Here is a 15380-nt window from a genome sequence, read left to right on the forward strand (position 1 = left end):
AAATGAAAAACACAATTCTATTCTTCCTTACATCTATACTTTTAATTAGTTGTAATCAAAAAAAAGAAGCAATTGGTAATAACACAGAAAAAACACCAACTCCTTTTGTTTGGAAAGCAGCCAATGTCTATTTCCTTTTAACCGATCGTTTCAACAATGGTGATACTTTAAATGATAATCTTCTAGAGAGAAACAAATTAGCAGCTAAATTACGTGGCTTTAAAGGTGGAGACATTCGTGGAATTATTCAAAAAATAGAGGAAGGCTATTTTACAGATTTAGGAATAAATGCTATTTGGATGACTCCAATTGTGGAACAAATTCATGGTTCAGTAGATGAAGGAACAGGAAATTCTTATGGTTTCCATGGCTATTGGGCAAAAGATTGGACGAACTTAGATCCGAATTTTGGAACGCGAAAAGATTTGGCAGAATTAGTTAAAAAAGCACATGCAAAAGGAATCAGAATTATTTTAGATGCAGTAATTAACCATACTGGTCCAGTAACTGAAAAAGATGAAGTTTATCCTGACGAATGGGTAAGAACCTCACCTAAATGTACCTATGACAGCTATGGAAATAACATCAATTGCACTTTAGTTGAGAACCTTCCAGATATAAAAACGGAAAATAATGATGCTGTTGAATTACCTCCAATGCTTGTCGAAAAATGGAAAAAAGAAGGACATTATGAGGAAGAAATAGCAGAATTAGATACTTTCTTCAAGGAAACAGGCTATCCAAGAGCTCCAAAATATTACATCATGAAATGGCTTTCTGATTATATTGTAGATTTTGGGATAGACGGCTATCGTGTTGATACAGTCAAACACACTTATGAAGATGTTTGGAGCGAATTTGCTAAAGTTTGTCAAACAAAATTTGATACTTTCAAAAAGAACAACCCAACAAAAGTTTTAGACAACAACGACTTCTTTTTAGTGGGTGAAGTATATGGTTATGGTATTTCAGGTAAAAAACTTTATGATTTTGGAGATAAAAAAGTAGATTATTTTGCTCATGGTTTTAATAGTTTAATCAATTTTGATTTTAAAAGTGATGCTAATAAATCTTATGAAGAACTATTTGCTCCGTATTCAAACACATTACAAAATGGCCTAAAAGGATTCAGTGTCATGAACTATATAAGTTCTCATGATGATGGTTCTCCTTTCGACAAAAAACGAGAAAAAGCAATTGAAGCGGGAACAAAATTACTATTAACTCCTGGAATTTCACAAATATATTATGGAGATGAAACCGCTCGTTCTCTAGACATTTCAGGAACTGAAGGAGATGCTACTTTACGTTCTTTGATGAACTGGGAAGACATCAAAACGAATCCGAAAACAAAAGAAGTGTTAAATCATTTTCAAAAACTAGGACAGTTTAGAAAAAACCATCCTTCTGTTGGAGCTGGAAAACACACATTAATCGCTTCTTTACCTTACACATTTAGTAGAGTCTATTCAGCATCTGACTATGAAGACAAAGTAATCATTGCCTTAAATATACCGAAAGGAGAAAAAGAAATAGCAGTTGGAAGTATCTTCAAGAATGAAGACATTGTTATCGATACCTATTCGAATACTAAAGCAACTGTCCAAAATGGAAAAGCTACTTTCAATACACCATTTACCATTCTATTAATTGAAAAACAATAAATAACAAATGAAAAAAACAATTCTAACACTAACACTTCTAGCCACTTTATTTAGTTGTAAAGAAGAAAAAAAGGAAATAGTAGCACAACCTGTTATTGAAGAGACAAAAGAAATAGCACAATTTTCACCAGAAATGGCTGAAAATGCTGTTATTTATGAAGCAAACATTCGTCAATATTCTCCAGAAGGGACATTCAATGAATTCACTAAAGATATTCCGCAACTGAAAGAATTAGGTGTTAAAATTATTTGGGTAATGCCAATTTTTCCTATTTCGGAAACAAAAAGAAAAGCAACTGGAGGAAAAGACAGCAAATTTGCTTCAGAAATGCCAGAATCAGAACAATCAAAATATTTAGGAAGTTATTATGCAGTTTCTGATTTTAAAGCAATAAATCCTGAATTCGGAACAATAGAAGACTTTAGAAAATTAGTAAAAATGGCTCACGACAATGGCATTTATGTAATATTAGATTGGGTTCCTAATCATACTGGTTGGGATCATGTATGGTTGAAAGAACATCCCGAGTTTTATACAAAAAACGATAAAGGAGAAATTACACATCCAAAAGATACCGATTGGACAGATGTAGCCGACTTAGATTATTCAAATGAAGGTTTACGAAAAGCCATGGTTAACGACATGAAATATTGGTTAAACAATGAAGGTATAGATGGATTTCGTTGCGATGTAGCAGGTTCTGTTCCTACCGAATTTTGGCAAGAAGCAGTTCCTCAATTGCGTAAAGAAAAAAACATATTCATGCTGGCAGAAGCTTGGGAACCAGAATTATTCAAAGATGGATTGTTTGACATGGGTTATGCGTGGGATGGCCATCATGCAATGAATAAAATAGCTCAAGGAAAAGAAGATGTATCTGCTTGGGATAGCTATATGGAAAAAAGAACGAAAGAGTATGAAGCAAACGACATCTTAATGAATTTTGTAGACAATCATGATGAAAATTCCTGGAATGGAACTATTTCTGAAAGAATGGAAGAGGCTTCAGAAATCATGATGGCTTTGTCCTATTTAACTCCAGGAATTCCACTAATTTATAGTGGTGACGAATATGGACTAGATCACCGTTTAAAATTCTTCGAAAAAGATACTATTCCAAAAACAAAAGGTAAAAACTGGGAGATTTTCAAAAAATTAGGAAAACTTAAAACAGAGAAAACTGCACTAAATGGAGGAAAAGACAAAGCTTCTTACAAAAGAATAAATACAACGTCCAACGATAAAGTTCTCGCTTTCGAAAGAGAGAAAAACGGAAAAAAAATCATTTTTATTGGTAACATGTCTAAAGAGAATCAAGAATTTACAATTCAAACTATGGGTAAGTTTAAAAACATTTATACTAACTCAGATTTCTTCATTGAAAAGAATCAAAAACTTAAAATGAAACCTTGGGAATTTGTAATCTTAGAATAATTAGTTTATTTATTTTTCACAAAGCACGAATCGATTAAGTTGATTCGTGCTTTTTTATATAATAGTTTACAAAAAAACGTTTTAGTAAACCATAGATTTGATACAGATTGTCTAATTAATTTTGATTGTTTAACAAAGAGAACAGCCTTATTATTAATTATAAAAAAACATTTTAAAGTGGGTATCAAATTAAAAAAAATCTTTTTTTTCTTTATTTTTTTCACATTAGTCAGTTTTGCTCAAAACAAGGTAACAGTTTCTGGGAAAATAATTGACAAGACAACTTTGGAAGCACTTCCATTTGTAAATATAATTCTAAAATCAGAAAAAGATAATGTTATGATTACTGGAGTAGCTTCAAATGAAGAAGGAAAGTTTACATTAACTGATATTCTGAGCGGAAGTTATATTTTAGAACTATCCTATATTGGATACAAACCTAAAACACTACCTTTATATGTGGGTAATGCAAGCGCTTATCTGGATATTAAAAACATAGAAATCGAAGAAAACATTGCAACGTTAAACACTGTTATTGTTACAGGAACACAAAGTGAAGTGAGCAAAAAGCTCGATAAAAAAACATATACTCTAGCAGATAACGTGAGTCAAAGTGGTGGTTCAGTATTACAAGCCATGCAAAATCTACCAAGTGTAACCGTTCAAGATGGCAAAATACAATTGCGAGGAAACGATAAAGTAATGGTTTTAATTGATGGAAAACAAACTGCATTAACTGGATTTGGAAATCAATCGGGTTTAGATAATTTACCCGCTTCTGCTATCGAAAAAATTGAAATTATAAACAATCCTTCTGCTAAATTTGATGCTAATGGAAATGCAGGAATCATCAATATCATTTATAAAAAAAACAAGAATAAAGGTTTAAATGGAAAAGTAAGTTTAACAACTGGTTTAGGAAGTCTTTGGGAAAGAAAACAAAATTTGCCGACAATTCGACCACAGTATACTTTTACTCCAAAAATAAATCCTTCCATTGCTTTAAATTATAAAAAAAACAAAACCAATTTATTTCTACAATCGGATTATTTATATACTCAAAATTTGAATAAAAACGAATTTGTAACTAGAACTTATAATGACGGAACAATCATAAACCAACAAACAAAACGTAATAGAGATACTCATTTCACAACTACAAAAGTGGGTTTAGATTATTATATTAATGAGGCTAATACATTAACTGTTTCAGGTTTATTTGGTACAGAAAAAATCACAGATAACGGTGACGAACCCTTTTTCAACGCTGATTTTAGTAACCGAATACGATTATGGCAATTCTTAGAAGACGAACTAAAAACAACAGCTATGGCAACAGCTTTGTTTACGCACCAATTTAAACAACCAGGTCATCAATACACTACTGGATTAAATTATACTTTTCATAGAGAAGATGAAAAGTATTTTTTCACTAATACATTATCAACCTATACAGGCTATGACTCTTTCAAATTACTTTCAGATGAAAAAGTATTTGACTTTAATTTTGATTATACAAAACCCTTACAATTTGGAAAAATAGAAACAGGAATTAAGTATCGGAAAAGAAATATCCCTGTAAACATGCAATTTTTTCCTGGATTAAATTCGCCTTTAGATGTAAATGCTGGTGGTTGGGCAAATTATAACGAAAACATTCCTGCTATTTATGGAACTTACTCTTTTGAAAACAAAAATTATGAAGCCGAAATAGGTTTAAGAATAGAATATGTGAATTTACAATATGATGTAAATCCAGATCACAATACCTATAAAAGTAGTGGTTACAATTACACACAACCTTTTCCTAATCTACGATTTGGTTACAAATTAAATGACAATAGTAAATTATCTATTTTCTATAACAGAAGAGTAGATCGTCCAAACGAAGTAGATATTAGAATTTTTCCAAAATATGATGATGCAGAAATTATTAAAGTAGGAAATCCATCATTACGACCTCAATTTACGAATACTATAGAGTTAGGTCATAAATACAATTGGGAAAGTGGTAGCATTTATAACGCTTTGTATCACAAGTTTGCTAATCAAACCATTACTAGAATTGCTTCAACAGTAAATAGCAACCCAACAATTTATGCAATTTTTCAAAATGCAGGTAAAAGTTCCAATACTGGTTTAGAAACCGTCATTTCTCAAAAAATCACTAATTCTTATAAGTTGAATATTAATTTTAATGTGTACCAAAACCAAATTAATGCTTTTAGTGTGATTAATTTATATCCAACAATAAATACTTTTTCAGCAGAAACGCAAAAAATTGTATCCGGAAATTTTAAAGTGAATAATAATTTCAGTTTTAAAAACAACCTAAGCGCACAATTTACAGCAATTTATTATGCACCTGATATTATTCCGCAAGGAAAAATAAAACAACGTTTTACGGTAGATTTGGGACTCAAAAAAGGCATACAAAAAGGGAAAGGAGAATTTTTCATAAATGCTTCCGACTTGTTTAATACCTTAGTCATCAAAAAAGAAATTCAAGGTAGCAATTTCAATTACACAAGTAGTGATTATCATGAAACACAAGTAATAAAGATTGGGTATAGTTATAAATTCTAATTTGATTCGTACATTTTTTATACATTTGAATTATGCAAAAAATTGGACATAGAGGTGCGAAAGGATATGTTGTAGAAAACACATTAGAATCCTTCCATAAAGCAATCGAATTGAATGTTGACGCTATAGAATTAGATGTTCACATCTGTAAATCTGGTGAAATCATCGTTTTTCATGACTTTACTTTAGAAAGATTAACTAATGGTTTTGGTGAAATTTCAAAAATGACACTTGAAGAACTCAACCAATTAAAAATAAGAGAAAAACATAAAATCCCAACACTTGAAGAAGTTCTCGACTTAGTTGATAAAAAATGCAATATAAACATTGAATTAAAAGGACATAATACTGCAAAACCCGTTTCCGTTTTAGTAGAATACTATGTAAACCATAAAAAATGGGACTATTCGAACTTCATTATTTCCAGTTTCCAACAAGAAGAACTATCTAATTTCTGCAAATTCAATCCAAAAATTCCGCTTGCAGTTTTAACCCAGGCAAGTGTAGAACAAGCAATCGAATGGGCAATCGAATTCAATGCAGATTATATTCATCCTCATTTTTCGCTATTAACCACAGATAATTGTAGTTTTGCAAAACAAAAAGGTTTAAAAATTAATACTTGGACAGTCAATGAGGCGTTAGATATTGAATATATTAAAAAATTCAATATTGATGGCATCATTTCCGATTTTCCAGATCGAATTTAAACCCCTTATTATTATCTCTATAAAAGTTAGAAACTTTGAAAGAGATTCAAATCTAAACTATGAATTCAAAATATAACATTATAATTGTTGGTGGTGGTGCAGCAGGATTTTTTACAGCTATAAACATTGCAGAAAAAAATCCAAAACTTAAAATCGCAATTTTAGAACGTGGAAAAGAAGTACTTTCTAAAGTACGTATTTCTGGTGGAGGACGTTGTAATGTTACTCACGCTTGTTTTATTCCAAATGAACTAGTAAAATTCTATCCAAGAGGAGAACGAGAATTAAAAGGTCCATTCCATCAATTTTGTTCTGGAGACACTATTGAATGGTTTGAAAAACATGGAGTCACTTTAAAAATTGAAGAAGACGGAAGAATGTTTCCCGAATCGGACTCTTCTCAGACAATTATTGATTGCTTTCTTAAAGCTACAGAAAAAAATAAAATTGATATCTTAACACTACAAAGTGTTCAATCTATTTTCAAAAAAGACGATAGTTGGAAAATTGACACTAATACCGAAACTTTTCTTTGTCAGAAATTAATAATGACTACTGGAAGCAATCCTAAGGTTTGGGAAATGCTAAACGAGTTAGGTCACACAATTGTTCCTCCAGTTCCTTCCCTATTCACTTTTAATATTAAAGACAACAGAATAAAAGATTTAATGGGACTTTCCGCTACTGCAACAGTTAAAGTTAAAGGAACCAATTTAAAATCTTCTGGACCACTATTAATTACCCATTGGGGAATGAGTGGACCAGGAATACTTCGTCTTTCTGCTTGGGGAGCTAGAATACTTTTTGAAAAAAACTATCATTTTATACTTCAAGTTAATTGGCTAAACGAAACTACTTTTGAAGAATGTTTAGAGGAGTTAAAAGAACTAAAAGACGTAAATAGCAAAAAATTAATATCAAAATTCTGCCCATTTGATTTCCCTAAACGCTTATGGGAAAGCTTAACACTCGCTGCTGGGATTACAAATGAATTAAAATGGGCTGATTTGTCTAAAAAACACATGATTGCTTTAGCAGAACAACTTACAAATGGACAATTTCAAGTAAATGGAAAAAGCACATTTAAAGAAGAGTTTGTAACTGCTGGAGGAATTGATTTAAAAGAAGTCAATTTCAAAACGATGGAAAGTAAAGTATTACCTTCTCTTTATTTTGCAGGAGAAATTGTTAATATTGATGCAATTACTGGCGGATTTAATTTTCAAAATGCTTGGACAAGCGGATTCATTCTTAGTAACGCTATATCATAGATAAACCAGCATTAGCTGGTTTATCTATCTTTTATCTTTCCTTTCCTCCATCTAGAATATCTTGCCAATCTTTTAATTCTTGCCACTTACCTTCATAACAAAGTTTAGCTTGTCTTGGCCATGTTCCCGGATCATGTATTTGGAAGCGTTCCCCTTCTTTATCCAAAATTTCTTGACACTTTTCAACTGGCATTTCAGATAATACTTTCCATGTTAATACTCCAGAGTTTTTAAATAATTCTTCAATTTTAGGCCCTATTCCTTCAATAATTTTCAAATCGTTTTCATTAATTTTCTTTCCAAATAATGTTTTAACAGCTGTCCCATCAAAAGGAACAACACTCTTCTTCTCTGGAATAGTTTCAGTAAAAGAAGCCCGTTTTGTAGCTGCATCTGTAACTTGAAATCGCAATCGTTCCATATCCAATCGTAATTGAGAATTCCTTCTGTTACAACTATCCAAATCATCTTTCAAAGAATTATATTCCTCATCAGGAGCAACTGAAGCTCGCTTACCTAATAAATAGCCTAATATTCCGCAAATAACACCCACCAAAGCAGGTATTAAAAAACAAGTTAAGTTCATAGTTTAGTATTTGTTAGTTAATGTATTTCCTTATTTAATTGTCACTTCTACTCTTCTGTTTTTCGCCCTACCTTCTTCTGTCTCATTCTCTGCAATAGGATTAGCAGCTCCTTTCCCAAAAACTTCAATTTTTTGAGCAGGAATTCCATTCGAAATAAAATAGTTCTGTGCAAACTCAGCACGTTTTTTTGAATAATATTCGTTTGTATTTCTCTCTCCAACAACATTATCAGTATGACCTTCAATAGCAATCTTAGCATCTGAAACATGATTGAGATAATCTACAATGACTCCAAGTTTTTTTCTGTCACTTTCGGTAAGATTAATGATCGACTGACCCGTTTCAAAATAGAGCACTAATGGAGTTGCCTTAATCTCATTCCTAACAACATTCCAATCTTTCTTTTCTGTACTATTTATATCCTTAGATAACCATCCAAAAGAAGTAGATTGATGAACAATATTATCATCTATGATTAACTTTTTATCATTTAGTTCACTAAATAATTCCAACTTATGTTCAGGAATACCTTTATCTACTAAATAATTTTTTATTGCATTAGCTCTTGCTAAACCTAAATCTGGAAAAATAGAATTATTTTCTTCCTTAGAAGAGTAAAAACCTTTTATTGCAAATTTTAAATCGGAAGAATCTAAAACTGTTTTTAATTTAGAAATTCCTAAATCTATCGAATCTGATATAGGCAAGACTACTTTTCCATCAGAAAAATTAAAAGTAAAATTATCGGCACACGAATAATGCAAATTAGAGGTTGTGAACCCAAAACCATTTTTACTAAACGCTGTTTTGGACTCATTTTGCGCATTATTTAATGCTTTCGATTTAGAGTTTAGATCCTCTTTAACCTTTAAACAACAATTGTTGCAACAAAATAAAGCATACAACCAAGTTCCCAAAAGGATTGTGAGAACTATTCCTAGAAGGTAAATTGCTTTTCTTGACATAATACCTGTTTTTGAATTCACTCAAAAATAGGGAAAATTAACAAAAAAACAATTATAAAAACCTAAAAATTAAACCTTTAAGAAAAAACGGACTTAAAAATTAAGAAAATAAATAGATGCGGTTAATAGAGTTGCAAAAGAAACCCATACTAAATAAGGGATTAATAATCTTCCTGCTAATTTATCAACTTTCTTAAAAACAGTATACGTTTCGAAAATAATCAACAATAAGAGAACAATTTCAATAGTAGCAAGTAATAAATTCTTTAAACTAAAAAATATATAAGACCAAAAAATATTCAACAACAATTGTATTGTAAAAAGAAACAATCCTTTTTTAACCAATTCTCTATTCTCTTTTAATTTATCCCAAACTAAACCCGCTGCAATTCCCATCATGATAAACAAAAGCGTCCAAACAGGAGCAAAAACCCAATTAGGCGGATTAAATATTGGTTTTTTAATCGTTGGATACCAAGTTTCTATATTAGCTTGCGTTACCAAACTAGACAAATAACCCGCTGCTAAACAAACAGCCACAACATATAGTATTTTTAAATATTTACTCATCCTTATAATTTTGCAACAAATTAACGAATAAAGAGAGAAACAAATAAATCAAAAATGGTATTTTTACCAAAAATTTCATCTATGTTTTCTGAAAAAGATTTTATTGCTTCTAATTATTCACAAGTTGACACCGCTAACTTCCATTGGAGCGCTCCAAGTAATATTGCTTTAGTTAAATATTGGGGTAAAAAGGAGAATCAAATTCCTGCCAATCCATCAATCAGTTTCACTTTAGAAAATTGCAAAACCATTACAAAGCTAAGTGCAACTAAAAAAGAAGGCTATGAAAACTTTTCATTCGATTTATTATTTGAAGGAAAACCAAAAGAAGATTTCAAACCTAAAATTCAAAAATTCTTAGAAAGAATTGTTCTTTATTGTCCTTTTCTAAAAGAATATCACCTAAGCATTGATACAGAAAACACATTTCCTCACAGTTCTGGAATCGCATCTTCTGCATCAGGAATGGCAGCATTAGCGATGAACATTATGAGTTTAGAAAAAACAATTAACCCTTCTATTTCAGATGATTATTTTTATTCAAAAGCTTCTTTTTTAGCTCGTTTAGGTAGCGGAAGTGCTTGCCGAAGTATAAAAGGAAAAGTTGTAGTTTGGGGAGAAAATAAAGAAAATTCGAAAAACTCTAATCTATTTGGTGTTGAATTTTCAAACATACATAGTAATTTTAAAAACTACCAGGATACAATTCTGTTAGTCGACAAAGGAGAAAAACAAGTTTCAAGTACTGTTGGACATGAATTGATGCACAATCATCCTTTTGCTGAAAAGCGTTTTGAACAAGCGCATGAAAATCTATCCAAAATTAAAACAATTTTAAAAGAAGGACTTATTTCTGAATTTATTAAAATCGTAGAAAGCGAAGCCTTAACTCTTCATGCTATGATGATGACTTCAATGCCTTATTTTATTTTAATGAAACCTAACACTTTAGAAATCATTAATCGTATTTGGAAATATAGAACAGAAACGCAAACTCCTGTTTGTTTCACTTTAGACGCAGGTGCAAATGTTCATGTTTTATATCCGGAAAAAGACAAGGAGAAAGTTTTAGATTTTATTAAGAATGAATTAGTTGGCTATTGCCAAAATGAGCAGTATATTTGCGACCAAATTGGAGATGGTGCAAAATCATATTAATTTTGTATCTTTACTTAAACCTGAAATTTATCATTTATGAAAGGACCATTATTTTACTCAAAAATATTACTCTTTGGAGAATATGGAATTATTCAAGATTCTAAAGGTCTTTCTATTCCCTATAATTTTTATAAAGGAGCTTTAAAAACAGACGAAAATCCATCTTCTGAAGCTATTGCGTCTAATAGAAGTTTAGATAATTTTACTGGTTATTTAACAACGCTACAAAACAATCAACCAGAATTAGTTACATTCAATTTAACTGCTTTGAAAAGCGATATTGCTAATGGAATGTATTTTGATTCTAGTATCCCACAAGGATATGGTGTTGGAAGTAGTGGTGCTTTGGTTGCTGCTATTTATGACAAATATGCTACAACTAAAATTACAGTTTTAGAAAACTTAACTCGCGATAAATTACTTCAACTTAAAGCTATTTTTTCTCAAATGGAATCTTTTTTCCATGGAAAGAGTTCTGGGTTAGACCCTTTAAATAGTTATTTAAGTTTACCTATATTAATCAATTCAAAAGATAATATTGAGCCAACTGGAATTCCTAGCCAAAGTACACAAGGAAAAGGTGCAGTTTTCTTAATCGATTCTGGAATTGTTGGAGAAACTGCTCCAATGGTTAGTATTTTCATGGAAAATCTAAAAGATAATGGATTTAGAAAAATGTTGAAATCACAATTCATAAAACATACTGATGCTTGTGTTGACAATTTCCTACATGGCGACATAAAATCGTTGTTTGCCAATACAAAAAAACTATCGAAAGTTGTTTTAAATCATTTTAAACCAATGATTCCAGAACAATTTCATCAAATTTGGCAAAACGGAATTGAAACAAATGATTATTATTTAAAACTTTGTGGTTCTGGTGGTGGTGGATATATTCTTGGTTTCACAGAAGACTTAGAAAAAGCAAAAACATCATTAAAAGATTATAAGTTAGAAGTAGTATATAATTTTTAATTAGACGACAGGAAAGCTATTACCACACACAACCTAAAAATCTAAATGCTAAATAGAAAATCTAAGTTTTTTTTAAAAAAAATATTAAGTTTTTTTTCTGTAATAAGAGGTTATAATATTTGGGTAATTGCTCTAGCACAATACTTGTCTGCTATTTTCATCTTAGCTCCAGAAGAAAGAGCCTTAGACATTCTATTAGACTGGAAAATGTTTCTAATCGTTTTAGCCTCGTTCTTAACCATTGCATCAGGATACATTATTAATAATTTTTACGATGCTAAAAAAGATTTAATTAATAGACCTAAAAAAGCAATGATCGACCGATTGGTTAGTCAATCTACCAAGTTAAAAGTCTATTTCACAATCAACTTTTTAGTAGTTACTTTGGTAAGCTTCATTTCTTGGAAAGCAGTCTTGTTTTTTTCAAGTTATATTTTTCTAATTTGGTATTATTCGCATCGAATTAAAAAAATCCTTCTAATTGGAAATTTAACTGCTGCAATATTAGCAATCCTCCCATTTTTTGGAATTTTAATGTATTATAAAAACTTCTATAATGTAATTTTTGCTCATGCAACATTCTTATTTTTCCTTATTTTTATTCGTGAATTAATTAAAGATTTAGAAAACATTGAAGGCGATTTAGTAAACGAATACAAAACAATTCCTGTACTATTTGGCGAAAAAATTGCAAAAATAATTATTTCAATCATTACCGTTTCTACAATTATTCCTGTCTATTTCCTAATTGATGTTTACGATGTAGGTTATATGGATATTTATTTCTACATAAGTTTGATAATGTTAATATTCTTTCTACTTAAATTATGGAAATCAAAACAAAAAACAGATTATCTTAAATTACATTTTTTATTAAAATTTATAATTGTTAGTGGTGTTTTTTGTATTATTTTAATAGATCCTATCGTTTTGATACATGGAAAGAAACTAATATCAAGTTATTAGTCATATCTTTGCATAAAATATTTAGAGAATGACACGTCACCAAGGAAATGATAAAAGCAAGCCAGGCTCTGGAAGACAAGGCGGTTTTAAGAAAGCTAGTAATTCTAAAGGAAATGCTCCTATTAGAAAAACACCATCAAAGTTTTCTGTAAAACCATCAGAATCAAAAGCACCCAGAACACCAAAAGCACCGTCTAATCCAAAAGCGCCATCTAATCCAGATGAAATGCGTCTAAACAAATACATTTCTAACTCAGGAATGTGTAGTCGTAGAGATGCAGACATTTATATTCAGAGTGGTAATGTAAAAGTAAACGGAGTTCCCGTTACTGAAATGGGCTACAAAGTTAAATTAACAGATATAGTTCAATTTGATGGAAGTACAATTACTCCAGAAAAGAAAGAATACCTTTTATTAAACAAACCTAAAAACTTTTCTACTGCTGGAGATGATGCTAAAGGAGATGGAAATGTATTAGATTTGATTAGAGGAGCAAGTAAAGGAAACCTTCAACCTATTGGAAGAATGGACAAAACCACTACTGGTTTATTACTTTTTACTAACGATACCGATATGGCTCGTAAATTTACAACTCCAAATCAACGTTCTTCAAAACTATATCAAGTTACTTTAGACAAGAACTTAAAATATGAAGATTTAGAACGAATTACAAACGGAATAACGATAGATGAGCATAAAGTTTATGTTGAAGAAGTAACTTATATCGAAGATCAACCAAAAAGTGAAATAGGAATCAAGATGAAAACTGCCAATGTAAAAATTGTCCGTAAGATTTTTGAACACCTTAAATATGATGTAATCAAATTAGACAGAGTTACATTTGCTGGATTAACAAAGAAAAACCTTCCAAGAGGAAATTGGAGATTCTTAACAGAGCAAGAAATCATAAACTTAAAGAATAGCTAAAACTTTCTTACACCACAGATTACAACACTTTTGTAATCTGTGGAAACACTCTTAAAAAATGCCAGAAAAATCACAATCTATTGCCTTTCGTTGGCTTGAAGCTTTCAATGAAAAAAATCTTGAAAAACTTTTAGCATTATATGATGATGAGGCAAAACATTTTAGTCCAAAACTAAAGATACGTCAACCAGAAACAAATGGGTTAATTGAAGGCAAAAGCGCTATGCATTTTTGGTGGAAGGACGCTTTTGAAAGATTACCAAATCTACATTACAAAGTAACATCACTTACAGCAAACACTGACCGCGTTTTCATGGAATATATCCGACAAGTAGAGAACGAAGAAGATATGTCTATTGCTGAAGTATTAGAAATTAGAGAAGGAAAAATTATATTCTCTAGAGTATATCATGGATAATAAAAAAAGACTATCTAAAACATTTTAAATAGTCTTTTTTTATTATTTATTTTAAAAATTATTGTTCAGTGAACTGATAATCTCCAAAAACATCTTCAATTTCTGTAAAAACATCTAATAACTGATGTAAATCATCTGTAGTCACTAACTTTTGTTTGTATTCTTTAAAACTATGAATACCTTTAAAGTAATTTGTATAATGCCTACGCATTTCTACAACTCCAACACGTTCGTTTTTCCATTCTACAGACCAGATTAAATGATTTCTTGCAGCTTCTATTCGATCTTTCATTGTCGGCAAATCCAAATGTTCGCCAGTATTGAAAAAATGCTTAATTTCATTAAAAATCCAAGGATAACCAATCGCTGCACGACCAATCATCATTCCATCTAATCCAAACTTGTTTTTATATTCTAACGCTTTTTCTGGTGAATCTATATCTCCATTACCGAAAATTGGCATTGTTATTCTTGGGTTGTTTTTAACTCTTGCAATATGAGTCCAATCTGAATGCCCTTTATACATTTGAGATCTTGTTCTTGCATGAACTGTTAAGGCCTGCACTCCAATATCTTGAAGTCTTTCTGCAACTTCATCAATATTAATTGAACTATCGTCCCAACCTAAACGCGTTTTAACGGTTACAGGTAGATGTGTGCTTTTAATAACAGCTTTCGTTAAACGAACCATTAAATCAATGTCTTTTAACACACCTGCTCCTGCACCTTTAGAAACTACTTTCTTTACAGGACATCCAAAATTAATATCTACTAAATCTGGTTCTACGGCTTCAACAATTTTAGCACTTAATGCCATTGCTTCTTCATCTCCTCCAAAAATCTGAATACCAACTGGTCGCTCGTAATCAAAAATATCAAGTTTTTGTTTGCTTTTCATTGCATCTCGAATTAATCCTTCAGAAGAAATAAATTCAGAATACATTAAATCTGCACCGTGTAATTTACACAAACGTCTGAACGGAGGATCGCTAACATCTTCCATTGGCGCTAATAAAAGCGGAAAATCTGGTAATTCTATATTGCCAATTTTGGGCATTGTCTTTATTTTTTTTGCAAAATTACACATTTTTTGGCGTAATCAATCATAAAGCTACAATCTATAAATATTTAACTATGAAATGATTAC

Annotated in this window: 14 protein-coding genes; 10 read left to right on the plus strand and 4 right to left on the minus strand. The window is 30.8% G+C overall.

From position 1 onward, the window contains the following. The first annotated feature begins 2 nt into the window (after positions 1 to 2). The 5 genes from L2Z92_RS03225 to L2Z92_RS03245 all read left to right on the plus strand — a co-directional run bounded on the left by L2Z92_RS03225 (position 3) and on the right by L2Z92_RS03245 (position 7666). Positions 3 to 1664: an alpha-amylase family glycosyl hydrolase gene (locus L2Z92_RS03225; protein ID WP_236457413.1), complete on the plus strand. Its 1662-nt coding sequence runs from the start codon at positions 3 to 5 to the stop codon at positions 1662 to 1664. A gap of 7 nt (positions 1665 to 1671) precedes the next feature. Next, on the plus strand, positions 1672 to 3099 hold the full coding sequence (locus L2Z92_RS03230; RefSeq protein WP_236457414.1) for an alpha-amylase family glycosyl hydrolase: 1428 nt from the start codon (positions 1672 to 1674) through the stop codon (positions 3097 to 3099). A 177-nt stretch (positions 3100 to 3276) separates the two neighbouring features. Continuing rightward, positions 3277 to 5685 (plus strand): TonB-dependent receptor domain-containing protein, encoded by a 2409-nt coding sequence (locus L2Z92_RS03235; RefSeq protein ID WP_236457415.1) that lies wholly within the window; start codon positions 3277 to 3279, stop codon positions 5683 to 5685. A gap of 32 nt (positions 5686 to 5717) precedes the next feature. Next, a complete protein-coding gene (locus L2Z92_RS03240; RefSeq protein WP_236457416.1) occupies positions 5718 to 6395 on the plus strand; it encodes a glycerophosphodiester phosphodiesterase in 678 nt (225 codons plus the stop codon). 59 nt (positions 6396 to 6454) lie between these two features. Then, on the plus strand, positions 6455 to 7666 hold the full coding sequence (locus L2Z92_RS03245) for a BaiN/RdsA family NAD(P)/FAD-dependent oxidoreductase (protein WP_236457417.1): 1212 nt from the start codon (positions 6455 to 6457) through the stop codon (positions 7664 to 7666). A 31-nt stretch (positions 7667 to 7697) separates the two neighbouring features. Here the strand turns inward: L2Z92_RS03245 and L2Z92_RS03250 are convergent, their stop codons facing one another. From L2Z92_RS03250 to L2Z92_RS03260, 3 genes are all read right to left on the minus strand, one after another. Further along, complete coding sequence (locus L2Z92_RS03250) at positions 7698 to 8252, minus strand: hypothetical protein (protein ID WP_236457418.1); 555 nt, start codon at positions 8250 to 8252, stop codon at positions 7698 to 7700. A 30-nt stretch (positions 8253 to 8282) separates the two neighbouring features. Next, entirely contained in the window at positions 8283 to 9218 is a 936-nt protein-coding gene (locus L2Z92_RS03255) for an OmpA family protein (protein ID WP_236457419.1), read from the minus strand. A 93-nt stretch (positions 9219 to 9311) separates the two neighbouring features. Further along, positions 9312 to 9788 (minus strand): TspO/MBR family protein, encoded by a 477-nt coding sequence (locus L2Z92_RS03260; protein WP_236457420.1) that lies wholly within the window; start codon positions 9786 to 9788, stop codon positions 9312 to 9314. Between the two features lie 81 nt (positions 9789 to 9869). Between L2Z92_RS03260 and mvaD the strand changes: the two genes are divergently transcribed. Genes mvaD through L2Z92_RS03285 form a run of 5 tightly spaced genes read left to right on the plus strand, consistent with a single transcriptional unit; the run spans position 9870 to position 14233 of the window. After that, positions 9870 to 10946: a diphosphomevalonate decarboxylase gene (mvaD, locus tag L2Z92_RS03265; RefSeq protein ID WP_236458899.1), complete on the plus strand. Its 1077-nt coding sequence runs from the start codon at positions 9870 to 9872 to the stop codon at positions 10944 to 10946. Positions 10947 to 10982: 36 nt separating this feature from the next. Continuing rightward, a complete protein-coding gene (locus L2Z92_RS03270; protein ID WP_236457421.1) occupies positions 10983 to 11921 on the plus strand; it encodes a mevalonate kinase family protein in 939 nt (312 codons plus the stop codon). Positions 11922 to 11966: 45 nt separating this feature from the next. After that, positions 11967 to 12887 (plus strand): geranylgeranylglycerol-phosphate geranylgeranyltransferase, encoded by a 921-nt coding sequence (locus tag L2Z92_RS03275; RefSeq protein ID WP_236457422.1) that lies wholly within the window; start codon positions 11967 to 11969, stop codon positions 12885 to 12887. A gap of 28 nt (positions 12888 to 12915) precedes the next feature. Beyond that, positions 12916 to 13815, plus strand: coding sequence for a pseudouridine synthase (locus tag L2Z92_RS03280; protein WP_236457423.1), 900 nt, complete (start codon positions 12916 to 12918; stop codon positions 13813 to 13815). Between the two features lie 58 nt (positions 13816 to 13873). Continuing rightward, on the plus strand, positions 13874 to 14233 hold the full coding sequence (locus L2Z92_RS03285) for a nuclear transport factor 2 family protein (RefSeq protein ID WP_236457424.1): 360 nt from the start codon (positions 13874 to 13876) through the stop codon (positions 14231 to 14233). Positions 14234 to 14291: 58 nt separating this feature from the next. Here the strand turns inward: L2Z92_RS03285 and dusB are convergent, their stop codons facing one another. Next, positions 14292 to 15290, minus strand: a complete 999-nt coding sequence (gene dusB, locus L2Z92_RS03290; RefSeq protein WP_236457425.1) for a tRNA dihydrouridine synthase DusB — start codon at positions 15288 to 15290, stop codon at positions 14292 to 14294. Positions 15291 to 15380 lie beyond the last annotated feature (90 nt).

Origin of the sequence: Flavobacterium jumunjinense, assembly GCF_021650975.2 — a bacterium.
Classification (GTDB): domain Bacteria; phylum Bacteroidota; class Bacteroidia; order Flavobacteriales; family Flavobacteriaceae; genus Flavobacterium; species Flavobacterium jumunjinense.